We start from the raw sequence: 22,099 nt of genomic DNA on the forward strand, positions 1-22,099 counted from the left end.
GGCGATCGCTCAGAAGTCGGAGGCGATGCCCTTACGCTCCCAGTCGCCGTAGCGGGTCGGCTCGGGTCCCTTCGGCCCCTGCAACTCCTTCGGCGCCGCCTTGCCGGCCTCCTGGGCCTGCGCGGCTGCGGACTGTCGGCGCGCCTCGGCTTCGGCCAGCGCGCGCTGGGCTGCCGGCGTAAGCTGCTTGCGGGCGGGAACGGGAGGCTGATCACTCATCGCCAGGCTTTCTAGCGCAGGACGAGCCGCAACGCGATGTCCAATAACGCATTCCTGAAATCGGCCCGGAAGGGCTGAAAAAGCCCGAAGCGATTCTTACATTTGGCATATTCGCGTGCCAGAGATTGGGTTCTCAAGGCATGCGCCCATTGCGGCGGAACTGCCGCTTGCTCAGAACCTTGCTTCCGCATGCCATCTCAACGTTTCGCCCCTCCGTCCGAAGTGCCCGGTCTCGCGGCGCGACGGATTGCCGCCGACATCGTCGACGGCGTGCTGCACAAGCACCGTACGCTCGATGACCAACTCGACGGCAGCGGCGCCCATCCCGGACTGAAGACGCTTGCCGACCGCGACCGCGCGCTGATGCGGCGACTGGTCGCCACGGTGCTGCGCCGGCTCGGCACGCTCGGCCATGTGCTGTCCCGCCTGCTCGACAAGGGCATCCCCTCCGATGCGCCGCGCGCGCAGAGCGCACTCCTGATCGGCGCGGCGCAGATCCTCTGGATGGACGTGCCGGATCACGCGGCCGTCGACCTCTCCGTTCGCCTGGTGCAATCCGACCGGCGCGCCGCGCGCTATGCCGGCCTCGTCAATGCCGTGCTGCGCCGCTGCGCGCGCGAGGGCGCGGCGCTGGTCGAGGAGGTCGCCGCGCAATCGCTGGATCTGCCCCCATGGCTGCTCGCGCGCTGGAGCGCGCATTATGGCGAAGCAACCGCAAGGGAGATGGCACTGGCACTCGGCCACGAGCCTTCGCTCGATCTCACGGTGAAGTCCGATGCCGCGCAATGGGCGAACCGCCTGCACGGCGAGACGCTTCCGACCGGAACGGTGCGGATGCTGCTGCACGGCTCGGTGACCATGCTGCCCGGCTTCGCCGAGGGACAATGGTGGGTGCAGGACGCCGCAGCCGCGCTGCCGGCCCGGCTGTTCGGCGACGTCAAGGGCAAGTCCATTGCCGATCTCTGCGCCGCCCCCGGCGGCAAGACCGCACAACTGGCGCATGCCGGCGCGCAGGTCACGGCGATCGACCGCTCGCCGGCCCGGGTGATGCGGCTGCGTGAAAACCTGGCGCGGCTGTCGCTCCAGGCCGAGACCGTCGTCGCTGACGCCGTGGAATGGGCCGGCCCAGCCGAAGGCTTCGACGGTATTTTGATCGATGCGCCCTGCACCTCGACCGGCACGATCCGCCGTCATCCCGATGTGGCGTGGCTGCGGCAGGAAGCCGACGTCACCGCCATGACTGTGCTCCAGCAGCGGCTGCTGCGAAAATCGGTATCGTTGCTCAAGCCGGGCGGCACGCTGGTCTACTGCACCTGCTCGCTGGAACCCGAAGAGGGCGATCAGGCCGTGGCAACGCTGCTGGCGAGCGAGCCTGCGCTTCGCCGCGTCCCGATCGAGGCCGCGGAGGTCGCGGGCCTCGACGAAATCATCACAGGGGACGGCGATCTGCGCACCCTGCCCAGCCATCTGCCGAACGCCGATCCCAAGCTCGGCGGGCTCGATGGGTTTTTCGCGACCCGGCTCGTTAAATCCTGATTTTGCACCGGATTTTGCGACCGCGACGCTGATTCGCACACGTTCAAGGTGGTGTCAGACGTCCGATTTTGGGATTAATAGGGATTCGTCGGAATCCTCTCCCCCTTCAAGGCAAAGCGTGTCGGTCGCTCAACGCAGACGTATCTCGACGCTGGTCATGAACCGCTTCGCGCGGAACATGCTCGCGCGCGCGAGCGGCGGTTCCGTTGCGCTGTCGCGGGTCTGGCCCGGCCGCACCGATCGGCTGATCATCGCGCCGCACGATCTGCGCACCGCGGATGCGACTCGCGCCGCCGAAATCTATGCCGGCCGCTTCGTCTTCGCCGGCAAGATCGTCAATTGCCACGGCCGTTCGATCTTCGATCTCGAGCCGCCGTCGGAGGATTGGGAAGTCGCGCTGCTCGGCTTCGGCTGGCTGCGCCATTTGCGCGCCGCCGACACCGCGCTGACGCGGGCGAATGCGCGCGCGCTGATCGAGGACTGGATCGCCAACCCCGCCAACAAGCGCCGCCCGGTCGCGCGCCGCGCCGACGTGCTGGCCCGGCGCGTGATCTCGCTGCTGTCGCAGGCGCCGCTGGTGCTGGGCGAGACCGACAACAAGTTCTACCGCCGTTACCTGCGCGCCCTCGCGCGCGAGATCCGCTTCCTGCGCTACACCATGGTCAACATTCCCGACGGGGTGCCGAAGCTCCAGGTGCTGATCGCGCTGTGCTATGCGGCCTTGTGCCTCGCCAACCAGGCGGGCCAAATCCGCAGCGCATCGAAGAAGCTGTCGGACGAATTGCAGCGGCAGATCCTGCCTGACGGCGGACACATCTCGCGTAATCCGGGCGCGCTGATCGAACTCCTGATCGACCTGCTGCCGCTGCGGCAGACGTTTGCTGCGCGTAATATCGCGCCACCGCCGGCGCTGCTCAACGCGATCGACCGCATGATGCCGATGCTGCGCTTCTTCCGCCACGGCGACGGTAACTTCGCGCTGTTCAACGGCATGAGCGCGACATCGTCCGACCTGCTCGCAACGCTGCTCGCCTATGACGACACCCACGGCGCGCCGATGGCGAACATGCCGCATACCGGCTTTCAGCGCCTCGATGCCGGCCAGACCACTGTGATCATCGACACCGGCCCGCCGCCGCCAGCCGGCGTCAGCCACGATGCCCATGCCGGCTGCCTGTCGTTCGAACTGTCTTCCGGCATCAGCCGCATCGTCACCAATTGCGGCATGCCGACCACGGGCCGCGACAATTGGCGGCCGTTCGCCCGCGGCACCGCGGCGCATTCGACGCTGACCTATCACGATACTTCGTCGTGCCAGTTCGTCGAGATGTCGGCGATGAAGCGGCTCTTGCACGGCTCGCCGGTTACCAGCGGGCCCGTCGAGGTCGAGAGCTATCGCGAGATCGTGCAGAACGGCACGCTGCTCACGACCTCGCATGACGGCTATCTTTCCAAATTCGGCGCGATCCACCGCCGCGTGCTGATGATCGCCAATGACGGCGCGCGCATCGACGGCGAGGACACGCTGTCGCCGCCGCAGGGCGGACGCTTCAAGGGTGCCGACGCTGACTTTGCGCTGCGCTTCCATCTGCATCCGGCAGTGAAGGCGAGCCGGCTGTCTGATGCGCGCGGCGTCATGCTGGTGCTGCCGAACCGCGACGTCTGGACCTTCGAGGCGCTCGACGACAAGGTCGACCTCGAGGACAGCGTGTTCCTGGCCGGCAATGACGGGCCGCGCCGCACCGCCCAGATCGTGATCCGGCAGGACGCGCGGCAGGCGCCCTCGATCCGCTGGAGCTTTGTCCGCTCGACGGCATCGCCGACCGTCACCAATGCCCGCCGCAACGCTCGGCGCGAACCGGAACTTCCGCTGTAAACGCGCGGATTCAGCCCTATCTGATCGTTGTGAAGCACGCCAAAAACTGCTATCGAGCCCTCGCTCGCGCGACTGGCGACCTTGGATGGAGCACCATCGGGAAGCGCGACACATATCTGCCGCGCGCCTGGGCATAGACACTCCTTAAGACAGAGGATCTTGCTCATGACTGACCATCCCCGCCGCGTCACCCGCGCCCTGCTTTCCGTTTCCGACAAAACCGGCCTGATCGAATTCGCAAAGGCGCTCGCCGCGCATGATGTCGAGCTGGTCTCGACCGGCGGCACTGCGAAAGCAATCGCCGCGGCCGGCCTCAAGGTGAAGGATGTTTCCGACCTCACCGGCTTCCCCGAGATGATGGACGGCCGCGTCAAGACGCTGCATCCGAAGGTACATGGCGGCCTGCTCGCGATCCGCGACAACAAGGAACATGTGGACGCGATGAAGGCGCACGGCATCGCGCCGATCGATCTTTTGGTCGTCAATCTCTATCCGTTCGAGGCGACCGTCGACAAAGGCGCCGGCTTCGAGGATTGCATCGAGAACATCGACATCGGCGGCCCCGCGATGATCCGCGCCGCCGCGAAGAACCATGACGACGTCGCCGTTGTCGTGGAGGCAGATGACTACAAGGCCGTGCTCGACGAGCTCGCCGCCAACAAGGGCGCGACCACGCTGAAACTGCGCCGGCGGCTTGCCGCGAAGGCCTATGCGCGCACCGGCGCTTACGATGCCGCGATCTCGAACTGGTTCAATCGCCAGCTCGAGATCGACGCGCCCGACTTCCGCGCCTTCGGCGGCAAGTTGATCCAGTCGCTGCGCTACGGCGAGAACCCGCACCAGACCGCGGCGTTCTACGTGACGCCCGACAAGCGCCCGGGCGTCTCCACGGCCCGGCAGCTCCAGGGCAAGGAGCTCTCCTACAACAACATCAACGACACCGATGCGGCCTATGAATGCATCGGCGAGTTTGACGCCAAGCGCACCGCGGCTTGCGTCATCGTCAAGCACGCCAACCCCTGCGGCGTCGCGGAGGGATCAAACCTCGTCGACGCCTATCGCAAGGCGCTGGCCTGCGATTCCACCTCGGCCTTCGGCGGCATCATCGCGATGAATCGTCCGCTGGACGCGGATACGGCCCGCGAGATCACAAAAATCTTCACCGAGGTGATCATCGCGCCCGACGCCACCGAGGAAGCGATCGCCATCATCGGCGGCAAGAAGAACCTGCGGCTGCTGCTCGCCGGCAGCCTGCCCGATCCGCGCGCGCCTGGCCTCACCGCCAAGACGGTCGCCGGCGGCCTGCTGGTGCAGAGCCGCGACAACGCCGTGGTCGACGACATGACCTTCAAGATCGTGACCAAGCGCGCGCCGACCGACGCTGAAATGCGCGACCTCAAGTTTGCGTTCCGGGTCGCAAAACACGTCAAGTCGAACACGATCATCTACGCCAAGGATCTCGCCACCGTCGGCATCGGCGCGGGTCAGATGAGCCGGGTCGATTCGGCCCGCATCGCCGCGCGCAAGGCCCAGGATGCGGCGAACGAGCTGAAGCTCGCCGAGCCGCTCACCAAGGGCTCGGTGGTGGCGTCGGATGCGTTCTTCCCCTTCGCCGACGGCATGCTCGCCTGCATCGAGGCCGGCGCCACCGCGGTGGTGCAGCCCGGCGGCTCGATGCGCGACGACGAGGTGATCAAGGCCGCCGACGAGCACGGCATCGCCATGGTGTTCACGGGCACGCGGCATTTCCGGCACTGAGACTTCACCACAAGCGTAGCCCGGATGGAGCGAAGCGAAATCCGGGTTGCTTCGACCACTCCCTCCACACGTCGTCCCGGACAAGCGCGCCCTAAGCGCGCGCCGATCCGGGACCTCCGCGCGAGCGCTTGCGCTCGTCGCGATTACCACAGGGAGAAGTTTAGTCCGCGGTATTGGCCGCGTCGCGCCAACGAGAGATCACGCGGTATGGGTCCCTGCGTTCGCAGGGACGACGGCGAGAGTTAGCTAGTCTTTTTTCACCCGCATCAACAGCCCCAGCCCCGCGACGAAGAACACCACCAGCACCGCCATGCCGGCCTTCTGGCTTGCGGTCACCGCGGTGATCGTGCCGATCAGCAGCGGTCCGATGAAGGACGTCACCTTCCCGGTCAGCGCGAACAGGCCGAAATACTGCGCGATGCGGTCCTTCGGTGCGAGGTGGATCAGCAGCGTGCGTGAGGCCGCCTGGAGTGGACCGCCGGCCGCGCCAATGAGGCAGCCCAGCACGAGATAGGCGCGCTCGGCCGCGCTCGAGAACAAGGGAGCGTCTGCTTGCGGCGGCGCGACCTTGATGAACAACACGCTGTCCTTGTCGACCAGGAGAATTGCCGCCACGGACAACAGCAGCACGAGCAAGCTGCCGGCGATGACGCGCTTCGGCCCGAGACGATCATCCAGCTTGCCGCCGAACCATGCGCCAAATGCGCCGGCAATCGCGAGCATGATGCCGAAGGTGCCGATCTGGATGGTGTGCCAGCCGAAGGTGCCCGCGGCATAGATGCCGCCAAAGGCGAACAGCGACACCAGACCATCCGTATAGATCATATTGGCGAGCAGAAATGCCGCCAGCGATCTCTGCTGCGGCAGGCTTCTGATCGATTGCCTCAGCTCCAACAGCCCCTCACGCAAAGCCTCGCGCACCGGGCGCTTCGCCGGATAATCCGGCGTGAACAGGAACAGCGGTGTCACGAAGACGATGAACCACAGCCCGGTCAGCGGCCCCACGATGCGATCGCCCTGATGGCTGACCGGATCGAGCCCGAACAGCGGCGTGAAGCCGAGTAATGTGCGGCCGGTCTGCGGGTTGGCCGCGAGGAAACCGAGCACGATGATCAGGCTGACGATTCCACCGACATAGCCGGTGGCCCAGCCGGTGCCGGAGAGCCGTCCGATGCGCTCCGGCGGCACCAGCGTCGGCATCATCGCATTGTTGAAGAGGGTAGCGAATTCCGCGCCGACGCTGGCGAGCGCGACTGCGATGAGCAGTGGCGGAATGATGGAGGGATCGCCGGGCTTGCCGATCCATAGCGTGCAGGATGCAACCACCAGCAGCGCACCGAACCCGGCGATCCACGGCTTACGGCGGCCCGAGGCGTCCGCGATGGCGCCCAGCACCGGCGACATCAACGCGATCGCAAGGCCCGCGGCCGCCATCGCAAATCCCCACATCGATTGGCCGGTGGCGGGGTTCAGCGCAATGCTGGTGGCGAAATAGGGCGCGAACACGAAGGTCGTGATCAGCGTGAAATAAGGCTGCGCGGCCCAGTCGAAGAAAATCCAGCTGACGACGGCGGCGCGCGGCGGATAGGTCCGCGCCACGCCGGCCATGCGCACATCCGGGGCGATCGTCGTCATCACGCAGTCCTCATCACGAACAGTTTTGCCTCTCTTGGGGCAAACCGTATAGCATTGCAGCGAGGCATGTGAACTGGTTCGAAGCCACGGCGGAAGCTTGATGATGTCGTCAAATTCGACAAGGCGGACATTTTTCGCCTTCATAGCGGCCCTGGCGTTTGGACTGTCACCGGCGGCCGCCCAGGATGCGCGACGGGCCTATGTCCCAGCCGCGCCTGACACGGTGCGCGCCGTCGCCGCCGAGCACGGCATGGTCGTCGCGCAGGAGAGGATATCTGCGCAGATCGGTGCCGATATCCTGCGGAGCGGCGGCAATGCGGTCGATGCCGCGGTCGCGACCGGCTTTGCGATGGCCGTGACCTATCCGCGTGCCGGCAATATCGGCGGCGGCGGCTTTATGGTGATCCATTCCGCGGACCGCAACGAAGACATCACGATCGATTACCGCGAGACGGCGCCGGCGGCCACCACGCCGCAAATCTTCCTCGGCGCCGACGGCAAGCCCGATACGGCGAAGTCACGGGATTCCGCGCTCGGTGTCGGCGTGCCCGGCACGGTCGCGGGCCTCGCTTTGGCATTGCAGAAATACGGCTCGGGGCAATTCACCCTGGCGCAATTGCTTGCGCCCGCGATCGCGCTGGCCCGCGACGGCTTCGCCGTCGGCGACGATATGGCCGACACGCTGCCTACCTGGCACCGGCGGCTGGCACGCTGGCCCTCCTCGGCGAAAATCTTCTCGCGGCCCGATGGCACGCCGCTGGGCGAAGGCGACAGGTTGGTGCAGGGCGATCTCGCTGAAACGCTCTCGTCCGTCGCCGCACAGGGGCCACGCGGCTTCTATGAAGGACCGGTCGCGGAAAAGCTCGCCAAAGCCGTGACGGACGCCGGCGGCATCATGACGCCCGCCGATTTGAAGGCCTATCAAGCCGTGGTCCGCGCGCCGGTGCGCGGCACCTATCGCGGCTATGACATCGTGTCGATGCCGCTGCCTTCGTCGGGCGGTGTCGTGCTGGTGGAGACGCTCAACATCCTCGAGGGCTTTCAGCTCGCCGATCTGAAGCAGGGATCGCCGGCATCGCTGCATCTTCTGATCGAGGCGATGAAGCGCGCCTACGCAGATCGCGCGCGCTATCTCGGCGATCCCGCCTTCGTCAACGCGCCGATCGAGACGCTCGTCGCGAAGGACTACGCCGCCAAGCTGCGCGCCGGCATCTCCGCCGAACGCGCCACGCCGTCGAAGGAGCTCGTTTCCGCGGCTCCCTCGCCGCGCGAGGGCAGCAACACCACGCATTTTTCCGTCGTCGATTCCAGCGGCAACGCCGTCAGCAACACCTATACACTGAACTTCAGCTACGGCGTCGGCCTCGTTGCCGACGGCACCGGCGTGCTGCTCAACAACGAGCTCGACGATTTCACCGCCGCAATCGGCGCCTCCAATGCCTACGGTCTCGTCGGCTTCGAGGCCAATCTGCCGGGCCCCGGCAAGCGGCCGCTGTCCTCGATGTCGCCGACCATCGTGCTGAAGGACAGCAAGCCGGTGCTGGTGACGGGCTCGCCCGGCGGCAGCCGCATCATTTCGAGCGTGCTGCAGGTCATCGTCAACGTCCTCGATTACAGGATGGATGTTGCGGCCGCCGTCGCAGCGCCACGGCTGCATCACCAATGGTTGCCGGACGAAGTCCGTGTCGAGGGCGGCTTTCCGAGCGATGTTCTGGGTAAGCTGAAGGCGATGGGCCATGTCATCGTCGAGCCGATGGGGCAGACGTCGGCCAATTCGATTGTCGTGACACCCAACGGGCCGCTCGGCGCACCCGATCCGCGCACGCGCGGCGCAGAAGCTGCGGGGCAGTAATCGGCGCGTTCCTGACCGAGCTCTATCCAACGCGGCTGCGCGGCTCCGGCCAAGGCTTTTGATACAATTTCGGCCGCGGGATCGGCGCGCTGTTTCCGTTCCTCGTCGGCGCGCTGTCGGCGTCGACCTCGCTTGCGAATGCGACCGCGATCTTCGCGGTGGTCGCTTACGCGCTGTTCTTCATCGCCGCCTTCGCGCTGCCGGAGACGCGCGGACGCGTGTTGCACGCGCACTAGCAGTCACTGTCATCCCGGGGCGGCTCGCAGAGCCGAACCCGGGATCTCGTCATTCCGGGTTCGCGCTTCGGGCGCCCCCGGGATGACGATAAAAAAGAACTACCGTCCCACCTGATACGGCCCGCCCTTTTCCAATGCGCGCGCATAGGCAGGCCGCGCGTGGATGCGCTCGAGGAACGCCATCGCCTTGGGATGGCCCTGCTCGAGCCCGCCGCGCGCTTGCGCCGCTTCCAGCGGAAAGCTCATCTGGATGTCGGCTGCGGTGAACTCGTTGCCGGCGAACCACTCGCTCTTTGCAAGCTCGCCTTCCCAGTAATCCATGTGCTGCTTGAGCTGCGGATTGACCAGGGTGGTCAGCGCCTGGTTCGAGACCTTGCGCACCAGCGGACGCAGCAGCGCGGGTGCGCGCTTCGGCATCAGCGTGAACAGCAGCTTCAACAGCAGCGGCTGCATCGCGGACCCTTCGGCGTAATGCAGCCAATAGGTGAAGCGCAGCCGCTCCGGCGTGTTCGGCGGCGGGATCAGCCGGCCGTTGCCGTAGGTCGCGATGAGATATTCGATGATCGCGCCCGACTCGGCGATAGTGTTGCCGTTGTCGGTGATGACGGGCGACTTGCCAAGCGGATGAATGGCGCGCAGCTCCTTCGGCGCGCGCATGTCCGGCTGGCGCTGATAGCGCACGATCTCGTAGGGCACGCCCAACTCTTCGAGCAGCCACAGCACGCGCTGCGAACGGGAATTGTTGAGGTGGTGAACGGTCAGCATCGGCGAGGTCCCCGGGGCAAGGCGTAGTGGCTAGGCGTGCGCAGTCGCGGCGCCGTTCGTGCCAGCCTGGGATCACAATGTCGAGCCATCAGGACGGATATTTTCACCCGGGTATATTGACGCCGACAATTTACCCGGGTATTAAATGACCCAACGTCGTCAAAATGACAATGATTCCAATGCAGAAGATTTTCACCGCCTTCCAGGGGCAGCGTCGCCTGGTGTCCGGGCCGGCAGGCGAGATCGCGCTGGTCGTCAAGCGGGTAGCGCAACGGCCGGACGAGCCCATCCTCATCTTCGAGGACGGCACCGGCCGATCGATCGACTTCGATCTGCGCGGCGGGGATCGCGAGGTCCTGGCGCGGTTGGCGAAGCTTGTGCCGCCGCCGGTCGAGGAGAGCACTCCACCGAGCGAGCCGCGCGGGCGCGGGCGGCCGAAGCTCGGCGTGGTCGCGCGCGAGGTGACGCTGTTGCCGCGACACTGGGAGTGGCTCAACGCGCAAGCGGGCGGCGCCTCGGTCGCGCTGCGCAAGCTCGTCGATGAGGCCAGGCGCGCGAGCGGCGACAAGGACCGCGAGCGGCAGGCGCGCGACGCGGCCTACCACTTCATGTCGACCATGGCGGGCAACCTGCCGCAGTTCGAGGAAGCCTCGCGCGCGCTGTTTGCCGACGACCGGCGACGCTTCACCGGACTGATCGCGGACTGGCCGACCGATATCCGCGACCACATCGTCAAGCTCGCCTACAGCGACCGCGCTTAAGGCGCGCGCGCTCTCACCTTCCCATCGACGGCCGAGCCGCGCATTGCGCGGCAACGGCTTCGCACGCCCTGATGAAAGGCCAATCCATGTCTGTCCCCAAGCCGCTCTGGACAACATTCCTCCGCTTCCTCGCACCCTTGATGCTGAGCAACGCGCTGCAATCGCTGTTCGGCACCGTCAGCAACGTCTATCTCGGCCAGATGATCGGCGTCGATGCGCTCGCCGCGGTCTCAGTCTTCTTCCCGGTGATGTTCTTCCTGTTCGCCTTCGTGATGGGGCTGAGCACCGGCGCGACCGTGCTGATCGGCCAGGCCTTTGGCGCGGGCGAGCACGGCCGGATCAAGAGCGTCGTAGGCACGACGCTCGCGATCGGCCTTCTGCTTTCAATCTCTGTGGCGCTGATCGGCGGGCTCTTCAGCCGTCAGCTGATGATGGCTCTCGCCACGCCCGCGGACATTCTCGACCAGGCCAGCGCCTATGCGCGCATCATGCTGCTGACGATGCCGCTCGGCTTCATCTTCCTGTTGATGACGGCGATGATCCGCGGCGTCGGCGATGCGCTGACGCCGCTGTTGGCGCTGGCGTTGTCGACCGCGATCGGGCTGATCCTGACGCCGATGTTGATCCGTGGGTCATTCGGACTGCCGGCGGCCGGCATCACCAGCCCGGCGTGGGCGGCCGCGATCTCGAACGCACTCACGTTGATCGCGCTGGCACTCTATCTGCTACGAAAGAAGCACGCGCTCGCGCCGGATGCGGCGCTGCTGGGTCACCTGCGGCTCAACGGCGCCATGCTAGGAAAAATCCTCGGCATCGGATTGCCGAGCGCTATCGGCATGGTGGTGATGGCGATCGCAGAGCTGGTTCTGCTCGGCCTCGTCAACCGCTTTGGATCGGAGGCCACTGCGGCCTATGGCGCCGTCAACCAGGTGATGGGCTACACGCAGTTCACGGCGATGTCGATTTCGATCGCGGTCTCGATCCTGGGCGCGCAGGCCGTCGGCAGCGGCGACAGGGCCCGGCTCGACGGCATCGTGCGGACCGGGCTCGCTTTCAACCTCGTTTTGACCGGTGGGCTCGTGGCGCTGATCTATCTCGCGCCGCGCGCAATCCTCGGCATCTTCATCACCGATGCCGCCGTGCTCGATCTGGCAAAAGGCCTGCTCGATATCGCCCTGTGGAGCTCGGTGCCGTTTGGCCTCGCCACAGTGTTCTCAGGTGCCATGCGGGCGGCCGGCGTCGCGTTGATGCCAATGCTGCTCTCGATCTTCGCGATCCTCGCGATCGAGCTGCCTGCCGCGGTGATCCTGAGCCACACGATGGGCCTTGCGGGCGTGTGGGCCGCCTATCCCATCGTGTTCTGCGCCATGTTCGTCTTGCAGATGGGCTATTACCTCATGGTCTGGCGCAAGCGGGCGATCCGACGGCTGGTCTGATTTCCAGAGTATTATGCTCATCATTAAACGGTGGACCCGCAGGGCACGCTGCGTCACAATGTGGGTAAGCCAGATCAAAAAAGTTAGGTCACGGAGACGATTTTGACCCGCACAACCCCGCAATTCCTGTTCGATTTCGGCAGCCCGAATGCCTATCTCAGCCACCTCGCGATCCCCGCGATCGAGCAGCGCATCGGCGTCAAGTTCGAATATGTGCCGATCCTGCTCGGTGGCATCTTCAAGTCGACCAACAACAAGTCGCCGGCCGAGACGCTCGCGGGCATCAAGAACAAGCGTGAATTCCATCAGGTCGAGACCGAGCGCTTCATCAAGCGCTTCCATGTCCAGCCCTATGTCTGGAATCCGCATTTCCCCATCAACACGCTGAACCTGATGCGCACGGCGATTGCCGCACAGCTCGAGGGTGTATTCGAAAAATACGTCGAGGCGGCCTTTCACCACATGTGGCGTGAGCCGAAGAAGATGGACGATCCCGAGATCGCGGTGAAGGCGCTGGCCTCATCCGGACTCGACGCCCAGAAGCTGTTCGCCCGCAGCCAGGAACCCGAGGTGAAGGGCAGGCTGATCAAGAACACCGAGGACGCCGTTGCCCGCGGCGCGTTCGGCTCGCCGACCTTCTTCGTCGGCAACGAGATGTTCTTCGGCAAGGAGCAGCTGCGCGAGGTCGAGGAGATGGTGCTCGGGACTTAGCCGCTCATTCTCCGGCGACAGAATGTGATCGCGGCAACATTCTGGATTGCTTCGCTTCGCTCGAAATGGCGATTATAAGTAGCCGCCAAGAGTAATAATCAAGAGCAACAATGGAGCATCCCATGCGTATCCTCGTGGTCGGCGCCGGCGCCATCGGCGGCTATTTTGGTGGCAGGCTGTTGCAAGCCGGCCGCGACGTCACCTTCCTGGTCCGGCCGCGCCGCGCCGGCGAGCTCGCAAGCGCCGGCCTCGTCATCAAGAGCCCGAATGGCGATGTGACCTTGAAGAATCCGCCGACCGTGCAAGCCGACGTGCTCAAGGACAAGTTCGACGTCGTGCTCTTGAGCTGCAAGGCGTTCGATCTCGACGACGCCATCAAATCGTTTGCGCCGGCGGTCGGACCTGATACGGCAATCATCCCGATGCTGAACGGCATGAAGCATCTCGATATCCTCGATGCCAAATTCGGCAAGGAGCGCGTGCTCGGCGGCCTCTGCGCCATCGCGGCGACCCTGAACGAGAAACGCGAGGTGGTGCAGCTCCAACCGATGCAGTCGCTGAACTACGGCGAGCGCGACGGAAAGCTGTCAGATCGCGTCAAGGCGATCGACGAGGCCTTCAAGAGCGGTATCACCGGTGCCGCCGCCAGCCAGAACATCATGCAGGACATGTGGGAGAAGTGGGTGTTCCTGTCCTCGCTTGCGGCCTCCACCAGCCTGATGCGCACCTCCGTCGGCAACATCCTCGCCGCGCCCGGCGGCCGCGACTTCCTGCTCGGCATGCTCGATGAGACCAGCGCGATCGCCACCGCGTCGGGCTATACGCCGGGCGGGCCGTTCTTCGAGCGAGTGAAGGGCAACCTCACCGCCGAAGGCTCGCCGATGACGGCCTCGATGTTCCGCGACATCAAGGCGGGCCTGCCGGTCGAAGCCGATCACGTCATCGGCGATCTCATCGCACGCGCCGATGCCGCCAAGGTGCCGGTGCCCAAGCTGCGCATCGCCTACACGCATTTGAAGGCGTATGAGAGGCAGCGGGCGGGGTAACACCCAGCCACACACTCGGTGTCGTCCCGGACAAGCGTAAGCGCAGATCCGGAACCCATAGCCACAAGACTACATTGTGCGCGACGTCGTCACTCCGAGCCCTCGTAACCACATCTTCCTGTGGTTATGGGTCCCGGATCTGCGCGCGCTTGAGGCGCGCTTGTCCGGGACGACAGCGGAGATTGCCGCAACTAGCCCCGCACTATTTCAAATGCGTGAGATAGTGCGAGACCGCCGTGATTTCCTCGTCGCTCATGTGATAGGCGACATCGGCCATCGCGGCGACGCCGCCGCCGACGCGCTGGCCCGCTTTGTAGTCGCGCAACGCCTTGACCAGATATTCCTCGCGCTGGCCAGCCAGTCGCGCCACTCCCTTGGTGCCGGCGAAGCTGTCCGTATGGCATGAGGCGCAGCGGCGGCCTGCGGCAACTTGCGCGCCTTTCTTCGACAGGTCTGGGTCGCTGTCCTCCGGTCCCTTCGGCGGCGTCAGTTGCGAGAAATAAGCGCCGAGATTGCGGATTTCCTCATTGGTGATCTCCTCGACGATCGGCTGCATCTGGTCGTTCTTGCGCGAGCCCGCGCGGAAGAACACGAGCTGCCACTGGATGAACTGATCAGGCTGGCCGGCCAGCGAGGGGATATTCTCCGTCTGCGAAACGCCGTTCTCGCCGTGACAGCCGGAGCAGACGGCAGCCTTCTCCTTGATCGCAGCATTGTCCGCAGCCTGAGCCGGGACGGATGCGAGCGCCGCAAGCGAGAGCGCGCCGATGGCGTAGGAAGAAAACTGGCGGCGCATCGTTGGAATTCCGATCTAATTAGCTCATTCCAGGGCGTGCGAAGCACGAGCTAAGATGCGCAATTGCGCATCCGAGAATCCATAACCCCGATTTATGGTTATGGGTTCCGGGCTTGCGCTGGCGCGCAATCCGGAACGACAACATCCACGTTTTCAGCAAAGAGGCTGCGGCACCCTCCGGCCACCGCAGCCTCTTTCTCTTGTCGTGCTACTTCTTGCTGTAGCTGATGCGGTAGATCGCGCCGGCCCAGTCGTCGGCGACGAGGATCGATCCGTCCTTGGCGAGGATGATGTCGTCAGGACGCCCGAGATAACCCTGGTCGCCCTCGATCCAGCCGGAGGCGAACACCTCCTGCTTGGGGTTCTTGCCGTCAGGCCCGACGATCACGCGCATGATGCGGCCGCCCTGGTACTTGTGGCGATTCCAGGAGCCGTGCTCGGCGATCAGGATGTTGTTCTTGTACTCAGCGGGGAACTGGTCGCCGGTATAGAACTTCATGCCGAGCGGAGCGACGTGCGCACCGAGGTTCAACACCGGCGGCGTGAACTCGGAGCATTTGTGGCCCATGGCGAACTTGTCGTCCGGCAGGTTGCCCTGGTGGCAATAGGGATAGCCGAAATGCTCGCCGATCCGGTTGATCATGTTCAGCTTGTCCGAGGGCAGATCATCGCTGATCCAGTCGCGGGCATTCTCGGTGAACCAGTACTTGCCGGTGCGCGGATCGACGTCGCCGCCGACCGAGTTGCGGACACCGAGCGCGTAGATCTCGGCATTGCCGGTCTTGGGATCGACGCGGCGGATCTGCGAGACGCTGGTCGGCGGGACACCAATGTTGAAGGGCGGTCCGAACGGAATGTAGAACCAGCCCTCCTTGTCGACTGCGATGTACTTCCAGCCATGCGCGGCATAGGACGGCATGTCGTCATAGACGACCTTGCCGTCGCCGAGCTTGTCGAGATTGGCCTCCGCATTGTCGTAGCGGATCAGCTTGTCGACAGCGATGACGTAGAGCGCGCCGTCCCTGAAGGCGAGACCGGTGGGCATGTTGAGGCCCTTGAGGACGGTCTTGACCTCCTTCTTTCCGTTGTTGTCCTTGATGGCATAGACGTTGCCGAGGCCGAACGAGCCGACGAACAGCGTGCCCTTGTCACCCCAGGCCATCTGCCGCGCGGCCAGCACGCCGGAGGCATAGACCTCCATCTTGAATCCTGGCGGCAGCTTGACCTTCTTGATGATGTTGGCGAGCTCGGCATCGGAGGCGCCGGTCGGCGGACCCGACGGCGGCGCGAGACCCTTCTGCGCCTCGGTCTCGTCGCCGAGGAACCAGTCATCTGGCGGATGGGTCCAGAACTCCTTGGTGCCGGATTCGTATTTCTTCAGCGGTTTGCTCTTGTCCTGCTGTTGCGCGCTGCCGGCGCTGGTCCCCGCAAGAAGGGCCACGGCCGCAAGTGCCAACACGGATCGATGGAACATCGATGTCATCGCGTCACTCCCCTAAGGCAGCCGCCAGGGCTGCGATTTATTTTGTTTTGCTAGTCGAGAGGCGAAGTTTGGGGTCTGCCGAGAGGCAGACATAAAAAGGCTAGCACATCTGCGAGTGCTGAGAAGGGCATCGCATGGGTTGCGGTTGCGCTCATTAAATATTGAGACGGAGTGTCAATGAGCGCGAACACCGCGACGACAGCGTTCTCGCTGCAACGCGGAATCAGACCGGCAGGCGGCTCGCCTTCAGACAGCACGAGAGACGGGCCAAAACAAAAACTGCGAAAACAACCCCATGCACAGTAGAACGGCTCGGGCCGGGTTGCGCGCGGTGACGCCGGACAGGCACAAAATGACGAACGCGGCGCTCAGGGGGCGACGGGGTAAGGCCCGTCGTCGAACACCGCGTCATGATAGCCTTTCGCGCCGACCTCGCGCGCCAGCGCACTGCGAAAATCGCGACCCTCGCGAAGGCAGCTCAGCACATGCGCGAAGTCGAATTCCGGCCGCCAGCCGAGCTCACGCCGCGCGCGCTCGTTGACATAGACGCGGTCGATCTCGGGGAGGAGGTTCCAGCCTCGCGCCGCATACAGCTGCGCGCAATCCGGATAGAGCTCGCGCACGACACCGGCCGCATCGCGCGCAAGCGCGGCGAGATGGCGCGGCTCGAACGGGCTGGTGGCGGAGACGATGTAGCGGGCGAAACCGATCTTCGGGGCGCGTTCGGCGGCGAGCAGATGCGCGCTCACGGCGTCCGCGATGTCCAGCCGGCGATAGAGCAGCTCGTTGGCCTGTGCGTTCTCCAGCGTGTAGGCCGAGCGCATCGCCGGATCGTCATCATCTTCCGGAAAGAAGCGCGAGGTCCGCAAGACGACGACCGGCAGAGCGCGCTCGCGATAGAACAGCTCGCACAGGGTCTCCGCCATCAGTTTTGTGGTGCCGTAGATGTTCTTCGGCACCGGCGGCAGATCCTCGGTGACCCAGACCGCCGCCTGTCCCGCCCCGGAGCGGAGCTGCGAGCCGAACGCGCTGGTGGTGCTGGTGAAGACGAAGCTGCGCACGCCGGCGCTCGCCGCCGCCTCTAGCAGGTTGAGCGTGCCGGTGACGTTGGTGTCGACAAAGTCTCGTTTGCTGTGGGTCCCCACATGCGGCTTGTGCAGCGTCGCGGTGTGGATGACGGCGGTGACGCCGTCCATCTGGCTGCGCACGAAGCCGGGATCGACAATCGAGCCGACCGCGTCGGTGAAGGATGGCTTCAGATCGATCCCGCGCACCGGGGAACCGCGAGCCCGGAGGGTCCGGAGGATGGCTTCCCCGAGGTGGCCTGCGCTGCCGGTGACCAGAATTGTCATTGCGAACCCGGGACAGCCGCCAGCGGCGCGGCGAACCACGTTTCCGTCCGGATCGGCTGGATGCTTTGGGAAAAACTGGAGCGGGCGAAGGGGCTCGAACCCTCGACCCCGACCTTGGCAAGGTCGTGCTCTACCACTGAGCTACACCCGCATCCTGTGTCGGTCGCGTGACGCGCCGGCAACGGCTGTCCTATGCCAAAAGCGGGAGGGGAATGCAACAGCTACCGGCAGCATAGATTCGGTTCTTGAGGCCCCATATGGAGCCTGAATGCGGCGAAATGGCCCGAAAGTGCCCCGGAACCGGCGAATCGGCCGCAATGGATTGAAATTCGGCCGTCGCGGCCCAATTTAGGAGCCGACAGCGAGCATAAGGAGCGGCGGCATGCTAAAGACCCGCCATTCCGGACATAGACGAGGGGATCCCCGTGACGATCATCGACCAGGGTAACGGAGCGGCGGGCCCGGCTGCGGCCGATCTGATCAAGGACACCACCACCCAGACCTTCGTGAAGGACGTCATCGAGGAATCGAAGCGCCAGCCGGTGCTGATCGATTTCTGGGCGGAGTGGTGCGGCCCCTGCAAGCAACTCACCCCTCTGCTCGAAAAGGCGGTCAAGGCGGCCAAGGGCAAGGTCAAGCTGGTCAAGATGAACATCGACCAGCACCCGGCGATCCCGGGCCAGATGGGCATCCAGTCGATCCCGGCCGTGATCGCGTTCGTCAACGGCCAGCCCGCCGACGGCTTCATGGGCGCGGTGCCCGAGAGCCAGCTCAACGCCTTCATCGAAAAGCTGACCAAGGGCATGACCGCGCCGGGCGAGCCCAATATCGCCGAGATCCTGCAGGAGGCTGAAGCCGTGCTCGCCGAGGGCGATGCGGCGGCGGCGGCGCAGATATACGCCGAGGTGCTTCAGCATGATGCCACCAACATCGCGGCGCTCGCGGGCCTCGCAAAATGCTATGCCGTCTCCGGCGCAATGGAGCAGGCCAAGCAGACGCTCGCCATGGTGCCGGAGTCCAAGCGCAACGACCCCGCGGTGAAGGCCGTACAGACCGCGATCGATCTCGCCGAGCAGGCGCAATCGCTCGGACCGGTCGCCGAGCTGGAACAGAAAGTCGCCGCAAACCCGCTCGATCATCAGGCCCGATTCGACCTCGCGACCGCACTGAACGCGCAAGGCAATCGTGCGGCCGCTACCGAACAGCTGCTCGCGATCGTCAAGCGCGACCGCAAATGGAACGACGACGGCGCCCGCAAGCAGCTGGTGCAGTTCTTCGAAGCCTGGGGCGGCACGGATGATGCAACCGTCGAGGGACGCAAGCGCTTGTCGACGATCCTGTTTTCGTAGGCGCGGTTGACCAAGTCAGCGGGGACCGGGACCAGATGCCGATCAACATCGAATATCGCGGACCCGCCGACCTCCCGGAGATCATTCCGGTGTTTCCGCTGCCGGGCGCGCTGCTGCTGCCCCGCGGCCAGATGCCGCTCAACATCTTCGAGCCGCGCTACCTGTCGATGGTCGACGATTCCTTCCGCGACGGACATCGCCTGATCGGCATGATCCAGCCTGATGTCGCGCACTCGCCGAAGAATTCCGACAAGCCGACGCTGTTCCGCGTCGGCTGCGTCGGCCGCATCACCCAGCTCGCCGAATCCGGCGATGGCCGCTACATCCTCGAGCTCACCGGCGTCTCGCGCTTCAAGGTGGTCGAGGAGCTCGAGGTGCTTACCGCCTACCGGCAGTGCAAGGTGGATTTCTTCGCCTTCGTCGACGACTTCACCGCGCGCATGGGCGAGGACGAGGTCGACCGCGAGGCGCTGCTGGCCGTGCTGGCAGACTTTTTGAAGGCCAACAATCTCAAGGTCGACTGGGAAGGCGTCGAAAGCGCGCCCAACGAAGCGCTCGTCAACGCGCTGGCGATGATGTCGCCCTATGGCCCCGCGGAGAAGCAGGCCATGCTGGAGGCGCCCGACCTGAAGACCCGCGCCGAGATTCTGATCGCGGTGACGGAGATGGACCTCGCCAAGAAGCGCACCAGCGGCGATCCTCCGCTGCAATGAGGATGCGGGTGCTCACGCAGCGCAGACGGCTGCCTTGTCACCTCGCTTGGCACCTCGCCGCAACATTTTCGCAATGGCGGATGCGGGCATCGGCCGACCGAAGTAGTAGCCTTGCGTTTCGACGCACCCCTCTTCACGGAGGACGTCCAGTTGCTCCTTCGTTTCGACGCCTTCGGCGGTCGTCGTCTTGCCGAGGCTGACTGCGAAGCGAACGACTGCTCGCGCGAGATGGTGCGCGTCTGCCCTTGCGCTGGACAGTTCGCTGACGAAGCTGCGGTCGACCTTGATTTTGTCGAACGGGAATCTCTGCAGAAAGCTCAGCGATGAATAGCCGGTGCCGAAGTCGTCCAGGGCGATTCGCACGCCGAGCTCGCGCAATTGACCAAGTGCTGCGAATACGGCTTCGCTGTCATGCATGATCACCGTCTCGGTGACCTCGAGCTCGAGCCGGTGTGGCGCAATTTCCGAGCTCGCCAGTGCATCGACAATGACCGGAACAAGCTCCTTGCTCCTGAATTGAGCGGGAGACAGGTTGATCGCGATCTTGAGATGGGCAGGCCATTTGGCGGCTTCCGCACAGGCCGTCCTCAAGATCCATTCTCCCAGCGGCACGATCAAGCCGGCCTCCTCCGCGAGCGGTATGAATTCGCCGGGCAAGACCAGACCACGCCGCGGGTGGTGCCAGCGCAGCAAGGCTTCGAAGCCGCGGATCTCGCCGGTCGCGGTATTGACGAATGGCTGGTAGTGCAGCTCGAATTCGCGGCCAGCAAGCGCATCCCGCATGTCGCGCTCCAGGTTGCGTCGTGCATGCATGAGCTGGTCGAGTTCCGGCTCGAAGAAGCGGAATGCGCCACGTCCACCACTCTTGGCCGAGTAGAGGGCGAGATCCGCGCTCTTCATGAGCCCGTCGGAATCACTGCCATCGCGCGGCGCGATGGCAATGCCGATGCTGGTGCCCACCGTGACCCGGTGATCGCCGAGATCAAAGGGTTCGCAGAGCGCCTTTCTGATGTTCTCGGCGAGGGTGGCGGCCTCGACGGCCGGGTTGGTCACGTAGTCGATCACGGCGAACTCGTCGCCGCCTAGTCGAGCGATCAGCGCGGTTTCCGTGGTGCACTCGCGCAGACGCGCAGAAACGGCGCGCAGCAGGGAATCGCCTGCCGGATGTCCGAGCGTGTCGTTGACTTCCTTGAAGCGATCGAGATCGAGCATGAGCACGGCCAGATCGACGCCGCCGCTACGCGTAACCGCAATGGCGTGCTCCATCCGCTCCCTGAGCAGCACGCGATTTGGCAGATCGGTCAACGCATCGTGTTGCGCCATATGAGCGATCCTGGCCTCGGACCGGCGTTGTTCGGTGACATCAAGATGCGTGGCCACCCACCCGCCGCCGGCCATCGGCTGTCGCGTCACGCAGATCAACCGACCATCCGTGAACTCGTCGATTCTGCTCGAGACTGCATCGAACGGCAACGCGGCCAATTTCGACAGGAACTGCTCGGCTGCGCCCTCGCTGGTGTCGCTCTTGAGAATGCCGGTCACGACGCGATGCCTGATGATGTCGGCGTGCGGGGTCCCCGTTCGCAGCAGCTCTGGTGGCAGCCGATAGAGCAGGGCATATCGCTCGTTGCAGACCACAAGTCGCCTCTCCGCATCGAACATGCAGAGAGCCTCGACCATGTTGTTGATGGCCGTATCAAGCCTGAGCTTCTGGTCCTGCAGTTCGTTCTGCGAGCCTTCGAGCTGCTGCCGGGCAACCGAGAGCTGGTTGATGATCTCCTCGAACCTGGCGGTCCGGGTCGCCAGGCGACGATCGGCCAGCACGCCGACCAGGCTCATTCCCAGCACGGATAGCGCCACACCGGCGATAGCAAGCGCGAGGAGGGCCGGAGAAAGCGAAAGGCTATCCGTCGTCGCTCGCGTTGGATCTGGCGTGATCTGCACCGCCCCCATGGCCGTGAAATGATGCGATACGATCGCGAGTGTCAGCAGGATTGCCGCCGCAAGGGTGCCCCGGTAGCCCTGGTACATGAGCGCGACAGCCAGCGCGGCGCAGCCGAGACACATGCCTAAAATGATCGAGACGAACACGAGGTCCACCGACCAGACGACTCGACCCGGCACCTCAAGTGCCCACATCCCGAGATAGTGCATGCTGGCAATGCCGCCGCCGATGATGACGCCCCCTGCCATCGCGCGCCACCGGCCGGAGGTGCCGACTGCAACGCCGAAGCCGACCGAGGTCAGAAGCATTGCCGCAGCGAGAGAAAACGCGGTCGGCACGATGCCGTAGCCCGTTGGAACGCCCGGCTCGTAGGCGAGCATCGCGACGAAATGCGTTGCCCAGATGCCGTATCCGATGGCCGCGCCGGCAATCGTGATCCAGATCCACCGCGTTCTTGCGCGCGTCGCGATCGCACGATGAAAGATGCTGACCGCGACAATACTTGCAGCGAAGCAGACCAGACCAGCGAGTACAACGAGCCGCCAATCGTGCTCGACCGCAAGGCAGGAGAAAACGCGGAACATCCAGCAGCGCTCCATCGTCGATAGTTATCGATGGTGGATCGGCTAA

The 22,099-nt window shown here is 64.7% G+C and carries 17 protein-coding genes, 1 tRNA gene, 1 pseudogene and 1 riboswitch; of the genes and pseudogenes, 11 read left to right on the forward strand and 8 right to left on the reverse strand.

The annotated features are described in order from the left end of the window. Positions 1-9: 9 nt before the first annotated feature. Positions 10-219: a DUF1674 domain-containing protein gene (locus GDN70_RS02825; RefSeq protein ID WP_028139334.1), complete on the reverse strand. Its 210-nt coding sequence runs from the start codon at positions 217-219 to the stop codon at positions 10-12. Positions 220-408: 189 nt separating this feature from the next. Between GDN70_RS02825 and GDN70_RS02830 the strand changes: the two genes are divergently transcribed. The 3 genes from GDN70_RS02830 (at position 409) to purH (ending at position 5,389) form a co-directional block, all read left to right on the forward strand. Beyond that, a complete protein-coding gene (locus GDN70_RS02830; RefSeq protein ID WP_152102128.1) occupies positions 409-1,755 on the forward strand; it encodes an RsmB/NOP family class I SAM-dependent RNA methyltransferase in 1,347 nt (448 codons plus the stop codon). A gap of 157 nt (positions 1,756-1,912) precedes the next feature. Next, complete coding sequence (locus GDN70_RS02835; RefSeq protein ID WP_028139336.1) at positions 1,913-3,631, forward strand: heparinase II/III family protein; 1,719 nt, start codon at positions 1,913-1,915, stop codon at positions 3,629-3,631. A 58-nt stretch (positions 3,632-3,689) separates the two neighbouring features. After that, a riboswitch (ZMP/ZTP riboswitch) is annotated at positions 3,690-3,771 on the forward strand. Positions 3,772-3,796: 25 nt separating this feature from the next. Next, positions 3,797-5,389 carry a bifunctional phosphoribosylaminoimidazolecarboxamide formyltransferase/IMP cyclohydrolase gene (gene purH, locus GDN70_RS02840; RefSeq protein ID WP_028139337.1) on the forward strand — a complete coding sequence of 531 codons (1,593 nt, stop codon included), beginning with the start codon at positions 3,797-3,799 and terminating at the stop codon, positions 5,387-5,389. 246 nt (positions 5,390-5,635) lie between these two features. Here the strand turns inward: purH and GDN70_RS02845 are convergent, their stop codons facing one another. Continuing rightward, complete coding sequence (locus tag GDN70_RS02845; protein WP_038972996.1) at positions 5,636-7,024, reverse strand: MFS transporter; 1,389 nt, start codon at positions 7,022-7,024, stop codon at positions 5,636-5,638. 100 nt (positions 7,025-7,124) lie between these two features. Here GDN70_RS02845 and ggt point away from each other — a divergent pair, with 100 nt between their 5' ends. Both ggt and GDN70_RS02855 read left to right on the forward strand, forming a co-directional pair. Next, positions 7,125-8,876: a gamma-glutamyltransferase gene (gene ggt / locus GDN70_RS02850; RefSeq protein WP_038972997.1), complete on the forward strand. Its 1,752-nt coding sequence runs from the start codon at positions 7,125-7,127 to the stop codon at positions 8,874-8,876. Further along, a pseudogene (locus GDN70_RS02855) lies at positions 8,876-9,112 on the forward strand (MFS transporter); the annotation flags it as partial. The gene ggt and the pseudogene GDN70_RS02855, both read left to right, overlap by 1 nt. 99 nt (positions 9,113-9,211) lie before the next feature. Here GDN70_RS02855 and GDN70_RS02860 read toward each other — a convergent pair. Next, entirely contained in the window at positions 9,212-9,877 is a 666-nt protein-coding gene (locus tag GDN70_RS02860) for a glutathione S-transferase family protein (protein WP_028139340.1), read from the reverse strand. Positions 9,878-10,041: 164 nt separating this feature from the next. Here GDN70_RS02860 and GDN70_RS02865 point away from each other — a divergent pair, with 164 nt between their 5' ends. The 4 genes from GDN70_RS02865 to panE all read left to right on the forward strand — a co-directional run bounded on the left by GDN70_RS02865 (position 10,042) and on the right by panE (position 13,831). Continuing rightward, positions 10,042-10,638, forward strand: coding sequence for a DUF2239 family protein (locus tag GDN70_RS02865; protein ID WP_085968531.1), 597 nt, complete (start codon positions 10,042-10,044; stop codon positions 10,636-10,638). Positions 10,639-10,724: 86 nt separating this feature from the next. After that, the gene (locus GDN70_RS02870) at positions 10,725-12,074 is read left to right on the forward strand and encodes an MATE family efflux transporter (protein WP_173015740.1); all 1,350 of its coding nucleotides are present in this window, start codon (positions 10,725-10,727) and stop codon (positions 12,072-12,074) included. Positions 12,075-12,176: 102 nt separating this feature from the next. Further along, positions 12,177-12,785 carry a 2-hydroxychromene-2-carboxylate isomerase gene (locus GDN70_RS02875; RefSeq protein ID WP_152102129.1) on the forward strand — a complete coding sequence of 203 codons (609 nt, stop codon included), beginning with the start codon at positions 12,177-12,179 and terminating at the stop codon, positions 12,783-12,785. Positions 12,786-12,907: 122 nt separating this feature from the next. After that, the gene (gene panE / locus GDN70_RS02880) at positions 12,908-13,831 is read left to right on the forward strand and encodes a 2-dehydropantoate 2-reductase (protein ID WP_038973012.1); all 924 of its coding nucleotides are present in this window, start codon (positions 12,908-12,910) and stop codon (positions 13,829-13,831) included. 202 nt (positions 13,832-14,033) lie between these two features. On the opposite strand, the gene GDN70_RS02885 is transcribed toward panE, so the two are convergent. The 4 genes from GDN70_RS02885 to GDN70_RS02905 form a co-directional block, all read right to left on the reverse strand. Beyond that, complete coding sequence (locus tag GDN70_RS02885; protein WP_152102130.1) at positions 14,034-14,627, reverse strand: cytochrome c; 594 nt, start codon at positions 14,625-14,627, stop codon at positions 14,034-14,036. A 208-nt stretch (positions 14,628-14,835) separates the two neighbouring features. Beyond that, on the reverse strand, positions 14,836-16,110 hold the full coding sequence (locus GDN70_RS02890; protein ID WP_028139346.1) for a sorbosone dehydrogenase family protein: 1,275 nt from the start codon (positions 16,108-16,110) through the stop codon (positions 14,836-14,838). A 368-nt stretch (positions 16,111-16,478) separates the two neighbouring features. Further along, positions 16,479-17,462, reverse strand: a complete 984-nt coding sequence (locus GDN70_RS02900) for an NAD(P)-dependent oxidoreductase (protein ID WP_173015741.1) — start codon at positions 17,460-17,462, stop codon at positions 16,479-16,481. Positions 17,463-17,538: 76 nt separating this feature from the next. Next, positions 17,539-17,613, reverse strand: a tRNA-Gly gene (locus tag GDN70_RS02905). 274 nt (positions 17,614-17,887) lie between these two features. On the opposite strand from GDN70_RS02905, the gene trxA reads away from it, so the two are divergent. Together trxA and GDN70_RS02915 are read left to right on the forward strand one after the other, a co-directional pair. Beyond that, positions 17,888-18,811: a thioredoxin gene (trxA, locus tag GDN70_RS02910; RefSeq protein ID WP_028139348.1), complete on the forward strand. Its 924-nt coding sequence runs from the start codon at positions 17,888-17,890 to the stop codon at positions 18,809-18,811. 35 nt (positions 18,812-18,846) lie between these two features. Continuing rightward, a complete protein-coding gene (locus tag GDN70_RS02915; RefSeq protein WP_018323574.1) occupies positions 18,847-19,524 on the forward strand; it encodes an LON peptidase substrate-binding domain-containing protein in 678 nt (225 codons plus the stop codon). Between the two features lie 12 nt (positions 19,525-19,536). Here GDN70_RS02915 and GDN70_RS02920 read toward each other — a convergent pair whose 3' ends face one another. Continuing rightward, entirely contained in the window at positions 19,537-22,053 is a 2,517-nt protein-coding gene (locus GDN70_RS02920; protein WP_152102132.1) for an EAL domain-containing protein, read from the reverse strand. Between the last annotated feature and the right edge of the window lie 46 nt (positions 22,054-22,099).

Source organism: Bradyrhizobium sp. TM102, assembly GCF_009176685.1.
Taxonomy (GTDB): Bacteria; Pseudomonadota; Alphaproteobacteria; order Rhizobiales; family Xanthobacteraceae; genus Bradyrhizobium; species Bradyrhizobium ottawaense.